This window comes from Propionivibrio sp., from assembly GCF_029255185.1.
Taxonomy (GTDB): Bacteria; Pseudomonadota; Gammaproteobacteria; order Burkholderiales; family Rhodocyclaceae; genus Propionivibrio.
The window spans coordinates 1-19743 of record NZ_JAPUVO010000071.1; the positions used below are offsets into that span (position 1 = coordinate 1).

The 19743-nt window shown below is 58.0% G+C and carries 21 protein-coding genes and 1 rRNA gene; 16 read left to right on the forward strand and 6 right to left on the reverse strand.

Annotated elements, in window-relative coordinates; genetic code table 11:
- Positions 1-28 precede the first annotated feature (28 nt).
- The 8 genes from rrf (at position 29) to clpB (ending at position 9604) form a co-directional block, all read left to right on the forward strand.
- A 5S ribosomal RNA gene (gene rrf / locus Q1J43_RS03675) occupies positions 29-142 on the forward strand.
- 118 nt (positions 143-260) lie between these two features.
- On the forward strand, positions 261-1007 hold the full coding sequence (locus Q1J43_RS03680) for a DUF2189 domain-containing protein (protein WP_301100996.1): 747 nt from the start codon (positions 261-263) through the stop codon (positions 1005-1007).
- 36 nt (positions 1008-1043) lie between these two features.
- Positions 1044-1595, forward strand: a complete 552-nt coding sequence (gene msrA, locus Q1J43_RS03685; RefSeq protein ID WP_301100997.1) for a peptide-methionine (S)-S-oxide reductase MsrA — start codon at positions 1044-1046, stop codon at positions 1593-1595.
- A 26-nt stretch (positions 1596-1621) separates the two neighbouring features.
- A complete protein-coding gene (locus Q1J43_RS03690; protein ID WP_301100998.1) occupies positions 1622-3232 on the forward strand; it encodes an NAD+ synthase in 1611 nt (536 codons plus the stop codon).
- Positions 3233-3279: 47 nt separating this feature from the next.
- Positions 3280-3618: a P-II family nitrogen regulator gene (locus Q1J43_RS03695; RefSeq protein WP_301100999.1), complete on the forward strand. Its 339-nt coding sequence runs from the start codon at positions 3280-3282 to the stop codon at positions 3616-3618.
- A 66-nt stretch (positions 3619-3684) separates the two neighbouring features.
- Positions 3685-5613 carry an ATP-dependent DNA helicase gene (locus tag Q1J43_RS03700; protein WP_301101000.1) on the forward strand — a complete coding sequence of 643 codons (1929 nt, stop codon included), beginning with the start codon at positions 3685-3687 and terminating at the stop codon, positions 5611-5613.
- Entirely contained in the window at positions 5610-6923 is a 1314-nt protein-coding gene (locus tag Q1J43_RS03705) for a hypothetical protein (protein WP_301101001.1), read from the forward strand. The genes Q1J43_RS03700 and Q1J43_RS03705 overlap by 4 nt, the downstream gene beginning before the upstream one ends.
- Before the next feature lie 101 nt (positions 6924-7024).
- A complete protein-coding gene (clpB, locus tag Q1J43_RS03710) occupies positions 7025-9604 on the forward strand; it encodes an ATP-dependent chaperone ClpB (protein WP_301101002.1) in 2580 nt (859 codons plus the stop codon).
- Between the two features lie 10 nt (positions 9605-9614).
- Here clpB and Q1J43_RS03715 read toward each other — a convergent pair whose 3' ends face one another.
- Positions 9615-10439: a DUF4399 domain-containing protein gene (locus tag Q1J43_RS03715; protein ID WP_301101003.1), complete on the reverse strand. Its 825-nt coding sequence runs from the start codon at positions 10437-10439 to the stop codon at positions 9615-9617.
- A gap of 251 nt (positions 10440-10690) precedes the next feature.
- Positions 10691-11380 (reverse strand): hypothetical protein, encoded by a 690-nt coding sequence (locus Q1J43_RS03720; RefSeq protein WP_301101004.1) that lies wholly within the window; start codon positions 11378-11380, stop codon positions 10691-10693.
- Between the two features lie 176 nt (positions 11381-11556).
- Between Q1J43_RS03720 and Q1J43_RS03725 the strand changes: the two genes are divergently transcribed.
- From Q1J43_RS03725 to Q1J43_RS03735, 3 genes are all read left to right on the forward strand, one after another.
- Positions 11557-11790, forward strand: a complete 234-nt coding sequence (locus Q1J43_RS03725) for a DUF3567 family protein (protein WP_301101005.1) — start codon at positions 11557-11559, stop codon at positions 11788-11790.
- A gap of 71 nt (positions 11791-11861) precedes the next feature.
- Positions 11862-12059: a DUF3460 family protein gene (locus Q1J43_RS03730; protein WP_301101006.1), complete on the forward strand. Its 198-nt coding sequence runs from the start codon at positions 11862-11864 to the stop codon at positions 12057-12059.
- A 102-nt stretch (positions 12060-12161) separates the two neighbouring features.
- Positions 12162-13682 carry an NAD-dependent succinate-semialdehyde dehydrogenase gene (locus Q1J43_RS03735; protein WP_301101007.1) on the forward strand — a complete coding sequence of 507 codons (1521 nt, stop codon included), beginning with the start codon at positions 12162-12164 and terminating at the stop codon, positions 13680-13682.
- Here Q1J43_RS03735 and Q1J43_RS03740 read toward each other — a convergent pair.
- Both Q1J43_RS03740 and Q1J43_RS03745 read right to left on the reverse strand, forming a co-directional pair.
- Positions 13649-14116 (reverse strand): hypothetical protein, encoded by a 468-nt coding sequence (locus Q1J43_RS03740; protein WP_301101008.1) that lies wholly within the window; start codon positions 14114-14116, stop codon positions 13649-13651. The genes Q1J43_RS03735 and Q1J43_RS03740 overlap by 34 nt on opposite strands.
- Positions 14117-14152: 36 nt before the next feature.
- Positions 14153-14704 (reverse strand): phasin family protein, encoded by a 552-nt coding sequence (locus Q1J43_RS03745; RefSeq protein WP_301101009.1) that lies wholly within the window; start codon positions 14702-14704, stop codon positions 14153-14155.
- Positions 14705-14966: 262 nt separating this feature from the next.
- On the opposite strand from Q1J43_RS03745, the gene Q1J43_RS03750 reads away from it, so the two are divergent.
- Positions 14967-15686 carry a superoxide dismutase gene (locus Q1J43_RS03750; protein WP_301101010.1) on the forward strand — a complete coding sequence of 240 codons (720 nt, stop codon included), beginning with the start codon at positions 14967-14969 and terminating at the stop codon, positions 15684-15686.
- A 233-nt stretch (positions 15687-15919) separates the two neighbouring features.
- On the opposite strand, the gene Q1J43_RS03755 is transcribed toward Q1J43_RS03750, so the two are convergent.
- Positions 15920-16690, reverse strand: coding sequence for a c-type cytochrome (locus tag Q1J43_RS03755; RefSeq protein WP_301101011.1), 771 nt, complete (start codon positions 16688-16690; stop codon positions 15920-15922).
- Positions 16691-16737: 47 nt separating this feature from the next.
- Positions 16738-17220 (reverse strand): copper chaperone PCu(A)C, encoded by a 483-nt coding sequence (locus Q1J43_RS03760; protein WP_301101012.1) that lies wholly within the window; start codon positions 17218-17220, stop codon positions 16738-16740.
- A 292-nt stretch (positions 17221-17512) separates the two neighbouring features.
- Here Q1J43_RS03760 and Q1J43_RS03765 point away from each other — a divergent pair, with 292 nt between their 5' ends.
- The 4 genes from Q1J43_RS03765 to Q1J43_RS03780 all read left to right on the forward strand — a co-directional run bounded on the left by Q1J43_RS03765 (position 17513) and on the right by Q1J43_RS03780 (position 19719).
- Positions 17513-17728, forward strand: coding sequence for a TOBE domain-containing protein (locus Q1J43_RS03765; protein ID WP_301101013.1), 216 nt, complete (start codon positions 17513-17515; stop codon positions 17726-17728).
- Between the two features lie 21 nt (positions 17729-17749).
- Positions 17750-18373: a TonB family protein gene (locus Q1J43_RS03770; RefSeq protein ID WP_301101014.1), complete on the forward strand. Its 624-nt coding sequence runs from the start codon at positions 17750-17752 to the stop codon at positions 18371-18373.
- Positions 18374-18456: 83 nt separating this feature from the next.
- Positions 18457-19293 carry a MotA/TolQ/ExbB proton channel family protein gene (locus tag Q1J43_RS03775; RefSeq protein WP_301101015.1) on the forward strand — a complete coding sequence of 279 codons (837 nt, stop codon included), beginning with the start codon at positions 18457-18459 and terminating at the stop codon, positions 19291-19293.
- 3 nt (positions 19294-19296) lie between these two features.
- The gene (locus tag Q1J43_RS03780; RefSeq protein WP_301101016.1) at positions 19297-19719 is read left to right on the forward strand and encodes a biopolymer transporter ExbD; all 423 of its coding nucleotides are present in this window, start codon (positions 19297-19299) and stop codon (positions 19717-19719) included.
- Positions 19720-19743: the final 24 nt, after the last annotated feature.

Consider the following 19743-nt stretch of genomic DNA (forward strand, 5'->3'; position numbering starts at 1 on the left):
CTCAACCGCGACGTGCTTACAAGTTACGCTTGGCGGCCATAGCACTTTGGACCCACCCCTTCCCATCTCGAACAGGACCGTGAAACAAAGTCGCGCCGATGATAGTGCATACTACGTGTGCGAAAGTAGGTCACCGCCAGGCTACCCCTCAAAAGCCCTAGCCCTCGTCGCATCCGCGTCGAGGGCTAGGGCTTTGTGCGAGCCGTCTGCGTAATTTGCATACAATTATGTCAAAATGCTGCCATTGCATTGGAGATTGTATGATTGCAGATAGTGGTCCCGTCTTCAGCCGCCTGACGATTGATTCGATTTTCAGGGCCCTGAGCCGTGGTTGGAGAATGTTTTTAATCACCCGGCAATTAAGCGTCACCTACGCGATGATTTTTGCATTAGTTGGTGTGCTTATCTTGTTCAGCATTGTACGGGCAAGTTTTGCCCCGATGATTTTCCCACTGGCCGGGGGCTTCATGTTGCTAGGCCCGGTGTTGCTCACGGGTTTCTTTGCCTTGGCAGACAGTGTCGCGCTCAAAAAAACATGCGGGTTTTCGGATATTGTCGATGGGTTTTCTCGCGCATCGCGTGGGCTGCTGGTCATCACACTGGTGTGCACACTGCTGTTCATGATCTGGGTCACCGATGTGGCAACGCTCTACGGTTTTACTGTCGGGCGCGTGCCTGTGTCCTTGCTGGTGTTTTTCTCGCCTTCAGAAAATATCCTTTTTTTTCTGATCTGGAGTTCACTGCTCGGGGCCGTACTTGCCTTTGTAATCTTTTCCATTTCAGCGTTTTCCGTGCCCCTTCTTTACTATCGTCGGGCAGGCCTTGTCCAGGCGGTTGTCCTGAGTGTCACAGCGGTATTCGCAAATTTCGTGGCCAGTTGTCTGTGGGCCTTGATTCTGGCGGTGAGCATCATCGGCAGTATCCTGATCTTCCCGCTTTTCCTGCTGACATTCCCGGTCCTGGCTTTTGCCAGCCATTCATTGTATCGAGAGCTTTTCCCCGAATAGTCAGTTCGACAGGCATGTGTCGAATAAGGAAATGTCATGTCAAAAAACAGTAAAGAGTTGACAACGCTGGGCGGCGGCTGTTTCTGGTGCCTGGAAGCCGCATTCGAACAGGTGATTGGTGTTGTCACGGTCGTCTCGGGTTACGCCGGCGGACATACCGAAAATCCTGACTATCGGACCATTTGTGAAGGCAGCAGCGGTCACGCCGAGGTGGTTCAAGTTGTTTTTGACCCGAGCGAGATTAGCTATAGGGAGTTGCTCGAAATTTTCTTTGTGATTCACGATCCGACGTCACTTAATCGGCAGGGCAATGATTTAGGGACACAGTATCGTTCGGTTATCTTTTATCATTCTCCCGTGCAGTCTGCCATCGCTGAAGCATTGATTGCTGAACTGAACGCACAAGGCCTTTGGCCTGGGCCGATCGTTACTCAGTTGCTGCCAGTCCCTCGGTTTTTTCCGGCAGAGGACTATCACCAGCATTATTTTGCAATGAACCCCGATCAGCCCTACTGCCAGTTTGTCGTTAGTCCGAAACTAGGGAAATTGCGGAAAAAATTCGCCAATCGGATCAAGCCGGTTTGTTGAACTTATCTTCTTCAGTAGTTACGCCCATGACACTCAAGATTGCAATTGCCCAAATCAACGCCACGGTCGGCGACCTTGCCGGTAATTCTGCGCGTATCCTCGATTTTGCCTTACGCGCCAGGGCGCAAGGTGCCGACCTTCTGCTGACGCCTGAGTTGGTGCTCTGCGGTTATCCGCCGGAAGACCTCCTGCTGCGCGAAGATTTTTACCTTGCCTGCGAGCGTGCACTCGATGCGTTGGCCGTCGCAGTGCAGGGCATCGCCGTTCTCGTCGGTCACCCGCTGACGAGAAACGGCTGCTGTTTCAATGCGGCAACACTGATCAGCGAAGGTGCTCGCGTTGCCACCTATTGCAAGCAGCGCCTGCCCAACTACGAGGTCTTTGACGAGGAGCGTTATTTCGAATCCGGAGATTCCTCCTGTGTGGTGACCATCAAAGGTGTTCGCTGCGGCATCAATATCTGTGCCGACGTATGGGAAGCGGGAGCGGCGGATCGGGCGCGCGAATCCGGCGCCGAACTTCTGCTCGTACTCAATGCCTCGCCTTATCACGTCGGTAAACAGCTCCGGCGCACTGAGGTTCTGCGCGAACGTGTCGCCGCCACCGGTTTGCCAGTGATTTACGCCAATCTGGTTGGCGGGCAGGATGAACTCGTTTTTGACGGTGGCTCGTTTGCCCTTGATTCGCGCGGTGAGATCCGTTGTCAATTACCAAAATTCGAAGAGGCGCTGGTTCTGGTCGATTTTGTCAATGGCGAGCCGCAGTCGGGGGTCATGGTTGCGCAGAAGGCGGTCGAAGCCGAGGTCTATCAGGCCTTGGTGCTTGGCGTGCGCGACTATCTTGGGAAAAATGGTTTTCCCGGCGCCATCATCGGGCTTTCGGGCGGTATCGATTCGGCGCTGACGTTGTGCGTCGCCGTCGATGCACTGGGAGCCGACAAGGTACGTGCGGTGATGATGCCCTCACCCTATACCGCACAGATCAGTCTGGCCGACTCGCGCCAAATGATCCGTTTGCTTGGTGTGCGTTACAACGAAATCGCCATCGAACCGGCGATGCAGACCTTTGCCGTGCTGCTCGAGAAAGAATTTGCCGGCCTGCCGGAGGACACCACGGAAGAAAATCTGCAGGCGCGAATTCGCGGCATGATCCTCATGGCGCTCTCCAACAAGTCCGGTTCGCTGGTGCTGACGACGGGCAACAAGTCTGAAATGGCCGTCGGCTATTGCACGCTTTACGGCGACATGGCGGGTGGTTTCGCGGTCATCAAGGACATCGCCAAAACGCTGGTCTATCGTATTGCGCGCTGGAGAAATACGGTGTCTTATGCGATTCCCGAGCGCATCATCACTCGCCCGCCGTCGGCCGAACTGAAACCGGGGCAAACTGATCAGGACAATCTGCCGCCCTACGAGGTACTCGATGCCATCATTGAAGCCTACATGGAAATGGATCTTAGCCCGCGTGAAATCATCGCCAGAGGGTATGCCGAGGCCGATGTGCGCCGCGTCGTGCGTCTGCTCAGAATCAGCGAATACAAGCGGCGTCAGTCTCCGATTGGCATTCGCGTCACCCAGCGTGGTTTCGGCAAGGACTGGCGTTATCCGATAACCAATCACTACCGCGATCCGTACTGAGTCTCGATTTCTGATACGATCTACCGTGATTTTCTGGAGTGATTGCAATGAAAAAAATTGAGGCCGTAATCAAGCCGTTCAAACTCGACGAAGTGCGCGAGGCACTGTCTGAAGTCGGCGTTTCGGGCCTAACGGTGACCGAAGTCAAGGGGTTCGGCCGACAGAAGGGGCACACCGAGTTGTATCGTGGTGCCGAGTATGTCGTTGATTTTCTGCCCAAGGTCAAGATTGAGATTGTCGTTCCCGACAGTGCGGTTGAAAGCGCCATCGATTCGATCATCAAGGCCGCGCGCACCGGAAAGATTGGCGATGGCAAGATTTTTGTCTCTGCCGTTGAGCAGGTGGTGCGCATCCGGACCGGCGAGACGGGCGAAGACGCGGTCTGACGTTTTTTGCGCCGCCCTTTGACTCGTTGCTAAGCAGTCACGAGGTGCGCCGCGCAAACTGCACGTATGACAATTCCCCTTTCCGATGTATTCGCTGCGGATGGCCTGCTGGCTAAAAGCATTCCCGGCTACCGTCAGCGGGCGCAGCAGGTTGAGATGGCCGAGCGCATTGCGCTGGCCATTGCGCAAAACAAGGTGCTTGTCGCCGAAGCCGGCACCGGCACCGGTAAGACCTTTGCCTACCTCGTTCCGGCGCTGCTTTCCGGGGGTAAGGTGATTGTCTCGACCGGCACCAAGAATCTGCAGGATCAGCTCTTTTCGCGCGATATTCCGACTGTGCGCAAGGCGCTGGGTTCGCCGGTCAAAGTTGCGCTGCTCAAGGGGCGCGCCAATTACGTCTGCCACTATCATCTGGAGAACGCGCTGGCTGATGGCCGATTTCTTAGCCGCGAGGATGCCGCCTATGCCCATCGCATCGCGCGCTTTGCCAAGAAAACGAAGAGCGGCGACAAGGCCGAATGCGTCGGTGTGCCGGAAAACTCCTTGGTGTGGGGGCTGGTGACGTCGACGCGCGAGAATTGTCTTGGTCAGGATTGCCCGAGCCACAAGGAGTGCTTCGTTCTGGCGGCGCGGCGTGAGGCGCTGGCTGCCGACCTGGTGGTGGTCAATCACCACCTCTTTTTTGCCGATGTTATGCTGCGTGACGAAGGCACAGCGGAACTGCTGCCAGCCTGCAATACGGTGATTTTCGACGAAGCGCACCAGTTGCCGGAAACGGCTAGCCTGTTCTTTGGCGATAATGTGTCGACCTCCCAGATTCTCGATCTGACACGCGATACGCGGACCGAAGGCCTGAGCTCTGCGCGCGATTGCCTCGATCTGCCCGGGTTTTGCAGCTCACTGGAAAAGGCGGCAAAGGATCTGCGCTTGACCTTGCCGCTTGAACCCTCGCGTTTTTCCCTGGTGCAACTGGAAGCGCGCATGGGCTTTGGCAACGGTGTCGTCGGCTTGGTCCGGGCAGTTGAAGCCTTAGCCGCTCTGCTAGAAACGCAGGCGCAGCGCTCGGAAGGGCTGGGAAACTGCTGGCGCCGTGCCGGCGAGTTGCTAACGCAACTGCGCCGCTGGCAGGGCGGTGCCGACGCCGACTACGTGCGCTGGGGCGAAACCTACACCCATGCGTTGCAGCTCAATGCGACGCCTCTGATCATCGCTAGCATCATGCACAAGCAGATGAGCGGCCACCCGCGCGCCTGGGTTTTCACCTCGGCGACGCTCGCCGTGCAGAAGGATTTCGGCCACTACTGCGCCGAGATGGGTCTTGGCGAGGCCGATTCGGCCTGCTGGGATAGCCCGTTCGATTATGCTGAGCAGGCCTTGCTTTATGCGCCGCAAGGCCTGCCTGATCCGAATAGCCACGGTTTTGCCGAAGCCGTGGTGATGGCCGCTTTCCCGGTTCTTGAGGCCAGCGGCGGGCGCGCCTTCTTCTTGTGCACATCGCTGCGCGCCATGCGCCGTACCCATGAGTTGCTGAGCGAGCAGTTGGCGCGTGCGGGGCTGGACTTCCCGCTGCTGTTACAGGGCGAGGGGAGCAAGAATGAGTTGCTCGAACGTTTTCGCCAGTTGGGCAATGCCATTCTCGTCGCCAGCCAGAGTTTCTGGGAGGGCGTCGATGTGCGCGGCGAAGCGCTGTCGTTGGTGGTCATCGACAAGCTGCCTTTTGCGCCGCCGGATGATCCGGTACTATCGGCGCGCATCGAGCGCATGAAGAGTGCAGGGCGCAACGCCTTCATGGATTATCAATTGCCGCGTGCCGTGATCAACGTCAAGCAGGGCGCTGGCCGGCTGATTCGCGATGAGGCTGATCGCGGCGTGCTGATGATCTGCGACCCGCGTTTGATCAGCAAGCCCTACGGCAAGCGCGTCTGGCGCAGCCTGCCACCGATGAAGCGGACCCGCGAGCTTGACGAAGTGCTGGCGTTTTTTCAGACCCCATGACGATTTCGACCTCACCCATTTCCAGCCTGGCGCTGCCGCCCGATTGTCGCGATGCTGCGGCGCTACTCAATCGCGGCTGCTTTTGCAGTTCGATGAATAACGAGAGCTTGCGTCAGGCGCTGGCAGGAGGGGGGGGCTTGCTGGCCGACCTGCTGACAACGCGTCCTCATCTGTTCTCGGATACGCGGGTTTATGTGGCGCAGGCACATCTGCAAATCATGGCCGACCTGATCGGTGTCATCGAGCGGGTGGTCGCGATGACCGCCTGGAGTGAACGGGTGTTGGCCTATGCGCCAGCGATTGCGCACCATCATTCGGCGGCAGCCGGAGTCTTCCTTGGTTATGACTTCCATCTTAGCGTCGGCGGGCCGCGCTTAATCGAGATCAATACCAATGCCGGCGGTGGCCTGCTCAACGCCAAGCTGCTGCGGGCACAGAACGCCTGCTGTACACCGCTTGCCGTGCTGCCCGGCAAAGCGCCGGAAGAGCGCTTCGTGGACATGTTTCGCGAGGAGTGGCGACTGGCGCGGGGCGATGCCCTGCTCGAGCGCATCGCCATCGTCGACGCAGCCCCCGCAACCCAGTTCCTGGCGCCTGAGTTCGAACTCTTCCGCCAATTGTTCGAGGCCAACGGCATCTTGGCAATGATCGCTGACCCTGGCGAACTTTCCTTTGATGGTCAGCGACTGCGATGTCGTGGGCAGACGGTCGATCTGGTTTATAACCGGCTGACCGATTTTCCCCTCGATGATGCGCCTAATGCAGCCTTGCGCGCGGCTTACCTGGCCAATGCAGTAGTGCTCACGTCGCACCCGAGGGCGCATGCGCTCTATGCCGACAAGCGCAATCTGGCTGCCTTGACTGACGAACCATGGTTGCAGGCGGTTGGGGTCAGCGCAGCGGACCGGCAATTGCTTAAGGCCGGCGTCCCGCTGACCCAGGAAGTGCTGCCTGAGCAGGCTGAATCGTTTTGGAGCAGCCGCAAGCGTTGGTTCTTCAAACCGGCAGCAGGCTATGGCAGCAAGGCCACCTATCGCGGCGACAAGTTGACCAAACGGGTTTTTGCGGAAATCTCGCGTGGAGGCTATGTCGCGCAGGCGCTGGTAGCACCATCGAAGCGGCGTTTGCTGGTTGATGGTCTTGAACAGGATTTCAAGCTGGATCTGCGCAATTACGTCTATTGCGGCGCCGTTCAACTTGTTTCTGCGCGCTTGTATCAAGGCCAGACGACCAATTTTCGCACGCGCGGCGGCGGTTTTGCAGCAGTGTTTTCGGTCGGCTGTCAGGACGAGTCTAAACTCTGCAAATGAAGTGGTGAGCGTGTCTTTCTGTACGCACTGAGCCAGGTTGCTCTTGAAATTCGGCGAGACTCCCCCATCTGCCTGGCATCCAAATAGTTAAGGGGGACGCCATGCGCCAAGACAAACTGACCACCAAATTTCAGCAGGCTTTGGAAGATGCTTCCAGCCTGGCGCTTGGTCATGACAACCAGATGATAGCGCCGCAGCATCTGCTGCTTGCCCTGCTCCAGCAGGACGACGGCGGCACGGCGTCGCTGCTGGCGCAGTCCGGGGCCAATGTGCAGGCGCTCAAGGCAGCGCTTGATCAAGCCATTGACCGCCTGCCGAAGGTCGAAGGGCATGGCGGCGAGATACAGATTGGGCGCGACCTCGCCAACCTGCTCAATCTCACCGACAAGGAGGCGCAGAAACGTGGCGACCAGTTCATCGCCAGCGAGATGTTTCTCCTCGTCGTGTGCGACGACAAGGGTGAAACCGGACGTCTGGTCAAGCAGCATGGCCTCTCGCGCAAGGCGCTGGAACAGGCAGTGGCCTCGGTGCGCGGCGGGCAGGGCGTTGACAACCAGGAGGCTGAGGGGCAGCGCGAATCGCTGAAAAAGTACTGTGTCGACCTGACCGAGCGCGCGCGCCAGGGCAAGCTCGACCCGGTAATCGGTCGCGACGATGAAATTCGTCGTGCCATCCAGATCCTGCAACGACGCACCAAAAACAACCCGGTACTGATCGGCGAGCCGGGCGTCGGCAAGACGGCGATCGTCGAAGGACTGGCGCAGCGCATCATTAATGACGAAGTTCCGGAAACGCTCAAAGGCAAGAAGGTATTGAGCCTCGATATGGCAGCGCTGCTCGCCGGCGCCAAGTATCGCGGTGAGTTCGAGGAACGCCTGAAAGCCGTGCTCAAGGAAATTGCGCAGGAAGAAGGGCGCATCATCGTTTTTATCGACGAACTGCACACCATGGTCGGCGCCGGCAAGGCCGAAGGCGCCATTGATGCCGGCAACATGTTAAAGCCAGCGCTGGCGCGCGGCGAATTGCACTGCATCGGCGCCACGACGCTCGACGAATACCGCAAGTACGTCGAGAAGGATGCCGCGCTCGAACGCCGCTTCCAGAAGGTGCTGGTCGATGAGCCGTCAGTCGAGAGCACGATCGCCATCCTGCGCGGACTGCGCGACCGCTACGAACTGCACCACGGCGTTGCCATCACCGACCCGGCGATTGTCGCCGCCGCCGAATTGAGCCACCGCTATATCACTGATCGTTTCCTGCCGGACAAAGCCATCGACCTGATCGACGAGGCGGCAGCGCGCATCCGCATGGAAATCGATTCGCGCCCCGAGGTCATGGACAAGCTCGACCGGCGCATGATCCAGCTCAAGATCGAGCGCGAGGCGGTGCGCAAGGAGAAGGACGAGGCGTCGAAGAAACGCATGCAACTGATCGAGGATGAGTTGTTCAAGCTGGAGCGTGAATACAACGACCTGGAAGAGATCTGGAAGTCCGAGAAGGCACAGGTCCAGGGCAGTGCACACATCAAGGAAGAAATCGACAAGCTGAAAGCCGAGCTCACCCGTCTACAACGTGAAGGCAAGCTGGACAAGGTGGCCGAGTTGCAATATGGCCAGCTGCCGCAGCTTGAGGCGCAATTGAAGGTCGCTGAAAAAGCCGGTGACGGCGCGCAGCAGAACAGGCTCTTGCGCACCCAGGTCGGCATTGAGGAAATTGCCGAGGTGGTGTCGCGCGCCACGGGAATCCCGGTGGCCAAGATGATGCAGGGCGAGCGCGAGAAGCTGCTGCACATGGAAGAGCGCCTGCATCAGCGGGTCGTGGGTCAGGACGAGGCGGTGCGCCTGGTGTCCGATGCCATTCGCCGTTCGCGGGCCGGGCTCGCCGATCCAAACCGGCCCTACGGTTCATTTATCTTCCTCGGCCCAACCGGTGTCGGCAAGACCGAGTTGTGCAAGGCGCTGGCCGGATTCCTGTTCGACTCCGAGGATCACATGATTCGCATCGACATGAGCGAATTCATGGAAAAACACTCGGTGTCACGCCTGATTGGCGCGCCCCCCGGCTATGTTGGCTATGAGGAGGGCGGTTATCTGACCGAAGCCGTTCGCCGCAAGCCGTACAGCGTGATCCTGCTCGACGAGGTCGAGAAGGCGCATCCCGATGTTTTCAACGTGCTGCTACAGGTGCTCGATGACGGGCGGATGACCGATGGGCAGGGGCGTACCGTGGATTTCAAAAACACGGTGATCGTCATGACCTCGAACCTCGGCTCGCAGATGATCCAGCAGATGGCCGGCGACGATTATCAGGTGATCAAGCTGGCGGTGATGGGCGAGGTGAAGACTTATTTCCGACCGGAGTTCATCAACCGTATCGATGAAGTCGTCGTCTTCCACGCGCTCGACGAGAAAAACATCAAGTCGATCGCCCGGATCCAGCTTAGCTATCTGGAAAGACGCATGGCTCAACTCGAAATGAAAATCGAAATCGACGACAGTGCGCTTTCCGAGGTCGCCGCCGCCGGCTTTGACCCGGTATTCGGCGCGCGTCCACTGAAGCGGGCCATTCAATCGCAGCTTGAAAATCCGCTGGCCAAAGCGATTCTCGAAGGGTATTTCGCTGCCGGCGACACGATTCGCGTGGCCTGCAAGGGCGGGGTGATGCGTTTCGAAAAGGCGTAGAAACAGATGGTCACGGGCGTGACGGTTTGTATGTGGACTGCAACGCCCGAGGCCCTGTTTCTTTCTTCTCATCAGGCCCTTTATCGCGTCCTTTGACGACGGTAATTGGCAATTGGTCGTGCAACAAGCGCTTGCCATCCGTGCTCACAAACTCGATTTCGAAACTGTGTTCGCCGGGGAGCAAATCAAGAATGGTTTCCGTTTCACCGTTTTCCAGGGAAACCTTGCTGATCGGAACATTCTTCTTCGCCACGTTCAGAACGAAATAGCCGGCGTCTTTGACGAGGCTACGGGCAGGAGCAACGCCGTATCCGACAACGCCGAATTTCACCAGAACTGGTGATTCCACTGACTCACCACCTCGTATGTTCTTGAGGTAGGCAGATTTGACAGTGCTGCTCAATGGTGTTGTCATTTCGTCCTGATACCATGCTCTGCATGTGTCGTCGAACTGGTCGGCGTTGATGCGTGGTGCCGGCAATTCATCACGCCTTCCACTAACGGTTATTGTTATTTCCGGACTGAAGACAAAATACGGACGGTGATCGTGATCGGCAAACAAAAGGCGCAGGGTGTGCCGGCCGACCGGCAAATCAAGCGCCGTCCCGGTCTGTCCCTTGCCAAAATGGCGGTACGTGTCCGAAAAAGGGAGCGGGACAAAAACATCCGAAGGTAACCGTGTATCGATCAGCATGTGATGATGGCCGGTCTTGTCCATCTTGTTGCCCGCGGGCATAACCCCCATTCCCCGAATACCGAATTCGACCCAGAACGGACTGCGTACCGTATAGCCGTTGCTCAGGTTCGAAAAGGTCACCGGGGTCGGATCAAGCATCAGGCTCTGTCCGCTCGGCGGTGTACTGCAACCAGCATCGCCGTTGCAACGGATCTTCGGGGAGAGGTTTCGCCCAGACATTGATCGAGATCGCTATCAGTCCAAAACAGATCCAACGAAAAAACAGACCGTTGTGCAGAAGAGAAGTTGGCATGGTCATCTCGCTCCGTTAAAGGTTCTGGAGTTTAACCCTGGAGGCAAAGTATCCACGGCTTCTCCTCGCTGGTCAATTCCATAATTGCGCAACGCCACTACCGTCGAAACTGAGAGGCGAGACCGAGACCTGGAGCGAAAATATAGGTTCGGTGATCGAGGACCTCACCGCTGTCTCGGTCAGAGTAGTGCCATGCGAAGCGGAGACTATGTGGAATACCGTTGTATTCATAGTCCAGTTCCTCGATCGTGATGCGCGCGATGCGACCACGCTCAAGCACTCGACCTGAGTGAGTCGCCAGACATACGTACTCGAAGGTGCGCACTTCGTCTTGTTTCCAGACGCCAAGCGGAAATTTCGCTTCTTGATCGCAGACTTGGCCGCCAGAGCGTGAATCGTAGGCGCGGCCAATGGCCGAGCCATCGGTCCGTATCGCCATCCGCTGCTCCACGAATCCTTCGCGTCGAGTCGTGCGGCTGCGGTCGTAGACCATCAGCATTTGTCCGGTGTATGGGTTCCGCCACTCGTGCGGACCCGTCCACACTGTACCTTCGGCATAGGCTCTTTCAACAATCGGCATGTCGATCCGCCGTATACCCTGCCAAACGTCAGGCAAAATCAGCTGCATGGGTATAAAGCGGCTTTGCGTGGCATGGTCAGTCGCCTCGTCCCAAACCTGTTTTGGCCCCAGCTTCTCGGTGGGCCATTCTGCGGCGATTGCAGATGTAAAAGCGCAAGCAAAAATTCCTCCGAGCACTGCGAACAAGAGTAGAAGACGTCGTGTCATGGGAAGCTCTCAACAAAACCACGAAAGAGGGAATGAGTATTATCACCGTAGGCATTGCTCTTAGGGTACAGGTTAAACTGCCGCCTTGAAATAGGCCGAAACGGACTCATCTTGCAGTCGCCCGGGGGTGATTTTCAGCGCCGGAGCGAGTCCGGGTGCTACACGAAGGAGTCCTAATGAACCTTGTCTATAACAGCGAAAGTTATGCCATTGTTGCCTACCCGGTGCAGCAGGGCTTTGAGTTGGTCGATAAACTCGGAGGCCGCAGCCTTTTTGTGCAGGGTTCCGTGGCGGTCGGGCTGCGCAATGCGATTGACAGCATCCCCTACGAAGAACGCGATATGGCGTCGATTGATTCGCTGCTTGACGATTATTGTGTCGGCGCGGCGCGGCCGATTGCTTATCACTGATGGGGCGAGGGTATAATCGCCCCACTGCGGCCTTCGTGGTCACCTAAACCCTGTTGTCGGGAGCGTAGCAAATGGCCTTGTACGAATCGGAATACACGCTGTTCATGCGTGACATGCTCAAGCAACATCCGGAATGGGCCGAGGATCAACTCGTCGGGCGTGCCCTGTTGTGGGACAAAAAGATCGATCTGACCGAACAAAAGCGCCTGCGCGAGTCAAGCGAGGCGAATCGCGCGTACCCCTACGATGTTAACTTTGAAAATCTGTAGCATCCGGTTCGCCTAGTCAAAAAAACGGCCAGATTTATTCTGGCCGTTTCGGTTTACGCAGGAGCCAGCTCAGGCAACTGAAAAATCAAAGGAGAACAGTTCATGCTGACATTGAAAGACGCCACCCTGCTGCGCCAGGCTTGCTACATTGATGGCGCCTGGGTCGGGGCAGACAGTGGCGAATGTATCGTGGTGACCAACCCGGCAAGTGGCGTGGCGATTGGCAGCGTGCCCTGCTGTGGCGCTGCCGAAACCAGGCGCGCCATCCTGGCTGCCGATAAAGCCTGGAAAATCTGGCGCCAGACGACAGCTGCCGAGCGCAGCCGCATCCTGCGCCGCTGGTTCGACCTGATGCTGGCCAACCAGGACGATCTGGCCTTGCTGATGACCGCCGAACAAGGCAAGCCGCTGGTTGAAGCGCGTGGCGAAATCGCCTATGCCGCAGCCTACATCGAGTGGTTCGCCGAGGAAGCCAAACGCGCCTACGGTGAGGTGATCCCGTCGCCATTCAGGGATCGTCAGATCGTCGTCACCAAAGAGCCGGTCGGCGTATGCGCGGCCATCACGCCGTGGAATTTCCCGGCGGCGATGATTACTCGCAAGGTAGCGCCGGCGCTGGCTGCCGGGTGCACCATCGTCCTCAAACCGGCCGCGCAAACCCCGCTCTCGGCGCTGGCGCTGGCCGAACTGGCCGAGCGCGCCGGTGTCCCGGCCGGGGTGTTCAGCGTCGTCACCGGCACGGCGAGCGTCATTGGTGGCGTAATGACGGCCAGCCCGATCGTGCGCAAACTGAGCTTTACCGGTTCGACGCCTATCGGCCAACTGTTGATGCAGCAATGCGCCGGCACCGTCAAGAAAATGTCGCTTGAATTGGGCGGTAATGCTCCGTTCATTGTTTTTGACGATGCCGATCTTGATGCCGCTGTCGCCGGGGCGATGGCCTCAAAGTATCGCAACGCCGGGCAGACCTGCGTGTGCAGCAACCGTTTCCTGGTTCAGGATGGCGTCTATGACGTTTTCGCCAGCAAGCTGGCGGCCGCTGTTGCCATACTCAAAGTCGGCAATGGGCTTGATGACGGCGTCACGCAAGGTCCGCTGATTGATGAGTCGGCCATCGCCAAGGTCGAACAATTGGTGCAGGACGCGGTCAACAAAGGGGCGCGTGTGGTTTGCGGCGGGCACCGTCATGAATTGGGTGGAACCTGGTTCCAGCCCACCGTGCTGCGTGACGTAACATCCGAGATGGCGGTCGCCAGGGAGGAAATCTTCGGCCCGGTTGCTCCGCTCTTGCGTTTTGGCAGTGAAGACGAGGCTGTGGCGATGGCCAACGATACCGAGTTTGGCCTGGCGGCCTATTTTTTCTCAAAGGATCATGGCCGCGTCTGGCGGGTTTCACGTCAACTGGAGTACGGCATGGTCGGCGTGAATACCGGAATAATTTCAACCGAGGCCGCCCCCTTTGGTGGCGTCAAGCGTTCCGGCATCGGCCGCGAAGGATCGCGCCATGGCCTCGATGAATACATGGAAGTGAAGTATCTGGCGCTAGCGGGCTTGGCGGGCAATGCTGACGGCATGTCCGGCGAACTACTTCAGCTTCCCTCCGTTGGCGCTTCAAACAGGTAGGGTACGGCGATACGCTGACGGCCGGTTTCGACGACTAGCGTAGCTTGCCAGGCCATGCGGCCGGTGATGCAGACGGGAAGCGTGGCGTCGCCGCTATAGCCTCCCTTCCCGTCGGCAACGAGGGTTATCCGGTTGTAGCCCATGTTCATGGAGAGTCCGGCAAAGTCAATTTCAACCTTGTCCGCCACGATACCGGCGATGCGTACGCTGACCTGCAGGGGCCTGACGACAGGAATTGGGTGCGGCGTGATGGCAAGTTCGAGACGTCCGCCACCGGGCAGATTGGCAGGGCAGGTCTGTTTATGCAGATCGCAACCGGCCACCGGCGTTATCGTCAGGTCGGCCTTGGTCAGTAATGACGGTGAGTACTTGTAGCCGACCACGGCGACGCTGGCCAGCGCCAGAATGATCACGAGAGGGGCGAAGGTCGTCATGACAGCGTGCTGCGTGATTCTCAAGAGGGTGGGATACTATTTTTTCTTGCGGGGGGTGGCCGAACTGACCGCATTGACCGTTGCATTGCTCGCACTGGCGATGCTTGCTTCATCAATTTCAGCGGCCTGTTTGAGTACTGTCTTCATGTGGCCAAAAGCAGAGCTGGCAGCTTCGAGTGCTGACCTGACCGCAGCAATCGCGGCATCGGAACCGGCCGGGGCGTTCTGCGCAGCCATGTCCAGAAGGCCGGATACCCGCTTCTGGAAATCGCGGAACTGGCTTTCGAGTTGCCTGGAGAGGTCCTCTCTCGATTGCGCCGAAATCTCGTAGAGGCTGCGCGTGTAGGACACAGCCTCTTCGACGGCCGGTTTCAATTGTGCCGCGACCAGGTTCATGGCTTCCTCTGGATTCCTGGCGCCGAGCAGCGCCTTGGCGTTGGCCATGCCGTCTTCCAGCAGCGTATGAGCGGTATTCAGGTTCAACGCGGCGATACGCTCGGCACTGGCCAGCGCGGTGTTGGCAAGAGACAGCATGGCATCGACCGAAGCCTTGTTGGCAGCGGCAAATTGTTCGGGAGTAGTGAACATGGAAAATCTCCTTGGAATAAAAACGAGTGCATACGTCGCACTTCGATACGTGCTTGATTATGGGTGTTGAAGTTCAACTGTCAAGCCATTTTTGTTGCCGGGTGCTGATCGGCGGGCTGCGACCAAAACGGGTTCTCGGAACTTTCCAAAATCCAAGCAATCGTATGATCAGGCTGTTCGTTAATTCGTTACACAGACGCCTGGAGACTGACTTTAAACTGAAATGCGCGCATCAAGTTCCAAACCATCCACAGGAGTTAACATGAAAAGCGCCGCCGAGTTCGTCACTTCCCCCACCCTTGACCGCCGCAATTTTCTGGCAGCCTCTGCGGGCGCCGCGCTCTTGTTTGCGCTGGGAGGCTTGCCGCGCACCAGCCAGGCGGCAGCAGCCCACATCCTGCCGCCACTGCCTTACGCCGATAATGCCCTGGAGCCGGTCATCTCGGCCAATACGATGGGCTTTCATTACGGGAAGCACCACAAGGGTTATGTCGATAACCTGAACAGGCTCATCGCGGGAACCGAGTTTGCCGACCTTTCCCTGGAGAAGATCATTGCCGGAACGGCCGGTCAGGCAGACAAAACAGCGCTCTTCAATAACGCAGCACAAACGTGGAATCACACCTTTTACTGGCGCAGCCTGAAGCCAAACGGCGGTGGCGAACCTCCGGCAATGTTGAAACAGAAGATCGAGGCTTCCTTTGGCAGTGTGGATGGCTTGAAGAAGGAGTTGGCGACTGCGGCAACGTCCCAGTTTGGCAGCGGCTGGGCATGGCTCGTCCTCGATGGTGACAAACTTAAAGTGGTCAAAACAGGCAATGCTGAACTACCTTTGACCAAGGGCGTGAAACCGCTCCTGACTATCGACGTATGGGAGCATGCGTACTACCTGGATTATCAGAACCGCCGCGTCGATTATGTCAATGCCGTTCTCGATAAATTGATCAACTGGGGGTTCGCGGCAGACAACCTTGGCTCGTGATGGCCTGCGGAACGTTCGCTGGCAGGCACTTGGGCGACGCTCTCAGGCTTTCGCCTGCTCTGCGCGCATTTGCCGGCGGTGCAACAGCAGGGCCAGTATCAGACGGGTGCGATTCGAACTGATGTGGAGCACAACTCGTAGGTTAGCGCAGCGTAACCCGACATCGCTGGATGCGAGCGCAGATGTCTACGCGACTGACCTCCCGCCGGCGCTGGAATGACGACCCCAATCGCCTATTTTTTCTTTGCCGCAGCCTTCGGCTTGCACATATTGCCCGGCATCTCCAGGCTGGACTGGTAGGCTGCAATGGCAACCAGTTGCCGGTCATTGTATTTTTTGATGATCCTGACCATGTCCGGGTTGGTATTACGTCGCTTGCCGTCACGGATTTCGGTCATCTGCCGCAGCAGGTACTTGTAGTGCTGGCCGGCGATTACCGGGTAGAACTTGTCCTTGATGCCTTCACCGTTGGCGCCATGGCAGGTTACGCACTCTTTCTCGTACAGATCCTTGCCCTGCGCCAGTTGCTGAGCCGTATCGGCGGGAGCCTTCCAGTCCTTGGCGGCATCGCCCGGCTTTGAATCATAGTAGCCGTGATCGAGCGGAATGCACAACGACTCGATATAGGCCGAAACATCAGCCAGCTCCTGGGCGTCGGTCAACGTTGCGGCAAACGGATACATCGTCGGGTTATCACGCAGGCCGGAGCGGATGTCGACCATCTGCTTGATCAGCACGGTTGAATGCTGGCCGGCGAGCTGCGGGAATGTCCCGTCGGTACGGCCAGCCCCGGACGGCAGGTGGCAGGCGCCACAGACTTCATAGGCTTCCTCACCGCGCCTGCGGTCGCCCTTCTTGGTCAGCGCTTCGATCTGTTCACCTTCCTGGACGTTCCACGTGGCCTCCTTTTTTTCGGGCACAACTTTTTTCGTGGCCCGAGGCGCAGAATGCGCGGCACCCGCTGCAATCATCAGCAACGCAAGGGCAAGAATTGGTTTTTTCATCGGGAATCCTTTTTAAATTCAGTAACGCCGCAGAGGGCAACAGGCTGCTAGTGCTTCATCCCCTGATGATCCATGGCCTTGTCGGCTGGCATGGTGGTCTGTTTGCGGACCGGAGCATTGATCTGCATTTTGCTGCCGTCATCGAAGCTGAGCGTGATCGGAATTACCTCGCCTTCCTTGAGCGCTTGCTTCATGTCGATCAGCATGATGTGGTAGCTGCCCGGCTTGAGTTCTGCCCGCGCGTTGGCCTTGATGTCGATACCTGGAACCTGGCGCATTTTCATGACACCGTTCTCGCTGATGTGGCTGTGCAACTCGACGGTTTTGGCGGCCGGGCTTTCCGCCTTGATCAGCTTGCGGTCGGCACTGCCGGAGTTGCTGATGACCATGAAAGCGGCGCTTGCCGGTGCGCTGGGCGGCGCCAGCCGGACATAAGGATCATTGACCTGCAGCGCGCTGTCGACAGCAAACGAGAGCGCAGGAAGTGTGGCGCCCAAGAGCAGGGCCAGGCTAAAAATTGAGCGGTGCATGCGATTTCCTTTGCAAGGGTTGGTGGTGTTTACGACCAGGATCAGTGGGCGTGTCCTGCACTGAGCAGTGGGCGGATTGTATCAAGGATGAGCTGAGGCGGCGAACCGTAGGGCGGGCTGTGTCAGCCACCAAGCTTAAGCCAATTGCATATCAGAGGACGGCACGGTTTTATACTGCCCGGCGAAATAAGCTTCTGCATTTTTCTTCGTTGTTGCCGTCGTGACCGCGGCATACATTGGCCACTCTTAGCAGGATTCGTTTTTTCCCAATCACGATTTTCAGGAGTCTCCAATGTCTATTGCAGCCATCAACGCCCGTAATCAGTTTCACGGCGCCATCACAGCAATCATCCATGGACCGGTGGTGTCCGAAGTCGATGTCGAAACGCCATTCGGCATTGTAACGTCGGTCATTACGACCCGGTCGGTCAAGGATCTTGAACTTGTTGTCGGCACGGAGGTTCTTGCGCTGGTCAAGGCCACCGAGGTTTCGATCGCCAAGCTCTGATGTCGATTGTCCCGTGGCGATATGAGTTACGCGCAAGAAAAGACAGATCCGCGCCGTTACCTGTTTGGCATTGGCTCGGTCGTTCTCGTTCACATCGTTGTCATTTATGCGTTGCTCAATGGTTTGGCGCGCAAGGTGGTCGAGGTGTTCAAGAAACCCCTCGAAGTAGCCATCATCGAGGAGGTAAAACTGCAGCAGCCACCGCCGCCGCCCAAAGTGCTGCGGCCGCAACCCAGGCCCGCGCCGCCGCCAGCCTATGTGCCACCGCCGGAAGTTGCCGTGGCAACAACGTCACCGTCGAACGCGGTGACAGCCGTGACACAGGTGCCTCCGCCGCCACCGGCGCCTGTTGTCGAGACGCCCCGGCCAGCGGTTGTCGCGGTCGGTGTCGTCTGCCCGAATCACGCGGAGGTTCGCAGCCGGGTACCTTATCCGACGCAGGCGATAAGGCTTGGGCTGTCGGGCGAGGTCGAGGTCGAATTCAGCGTTTCGCCGACCGGCGGCGTCGGCGAGATCAGCGTCGCCCGATCAACCAATAAGGTTTTCAACAGCGCGGCAACTGTGGCGGTTGCACAGCTCCACTGTGCCGGTCATGGGCAGACGGTCAGGGTCCGCGTGCCTTTCGTTTTCCGGCTCGATGCGTAAGTCGGCCCGGCACATTGCAATCGCTCTGCAGATGTTGCACGAGCTTCGAATCAATCTTCATCGTACATTTTTTGGAGAAAGTCATGTTTTTGAAACATCGAACCCGAGCCTTGCTTACCGCCCTCCTGATTGCATCGTCGTCGATGACAGTGGCGCTACCCGGCGCCTTTGCCCAGCCGGCCGAGGCAGTTGCCACCAGGGAGAGCGTGGATAACCCCTATGGACTTGATGCCTTGTGGAAAGGTGGCGATATCGTCGCCAAGACCACGCTGGGCATCCTCGTCATCATGTCGATCGGCAGCTGGTACATTGTCTTTACCAAGCTCTACGAGCAGGCGAAGCTTGGCAGATACGCCAAGGCGGCCAACGACAATTTCTGGACTGCCGGCGGTTTGGGCCAGGCCGTTGACACGCTCAAGGCGGGGAGTCCATTCCATTACATCGCCGCCTCGGCCCAGGAGGCGATCACTAACCACCACGGACTGCGCGGCCATATCAATCTGAACGACTGGATTTCCCAATCGATCCAGCGCTCGATCGAGAATATCCAGAGCCGCCTGCAGGATGGTCTGGCATTCCTCGCCACGGTCGGATCGACGGCGCCTTTCGTCGGTCTCTTCGGTACGGTCTGGGGAATTTATCACGCGCTGACGGCGATCGGCATCGCCGGTCAGGCATCGATCGACAAGGTCGCCGGGCCGGTCGGCGAATCGTTGATCATGACCGCCATCGGCCTCGCTGTCGCTGTGCCAGCGGTGCTTGGCTACAACTGGTTGGTTCGCCGCAACAAGGCGGCGCTGGAGAAGGTGCGCAGCTTTGGCATCGATCTGCATGGCGTCATTCTCGGCGATGCCGCCAATGCCATATCGCCGGTCAAGGCATCACCGGTGCGTATCCTCAACGTTGCGTTCGCGAGCTAAGTCATGAGCATGTCGATCAGCCTGGATGGTGATGACGAAGTCGTCTCCGCCATCAACACCACTCCCCTGGTGGACGTCATGCTCGTCTTGCTGATCATTTTCCTGATCACCATTCCCGTGGTGACCCAGACGATCCCGCTGGATCTGCCCAAGGAGACCAATCAGCCGCGAATTACCAAGCCGGAAAACATCAACCTTTCGGTAGACAAGGATGGCGGCGTGTACTGGAACGACCAGCGGGTCGGCAACACCGAACGACTGGTGGAAAAACTAAAGCAGATCGCAGTTACCGATCCCCAGCCGGAAGTTCAGATCCGTGGCGATGGCAGTGCCCGCTATGAACACGTCGGGCGGGTCGTGCTGGCCTGCCAGCGGGCGGGAATCGTCAAGATCGGTTTCATCACCGAGCCACCGCCCCGGGGTTGACCCGGCCCATATTTTTTGGAGGAA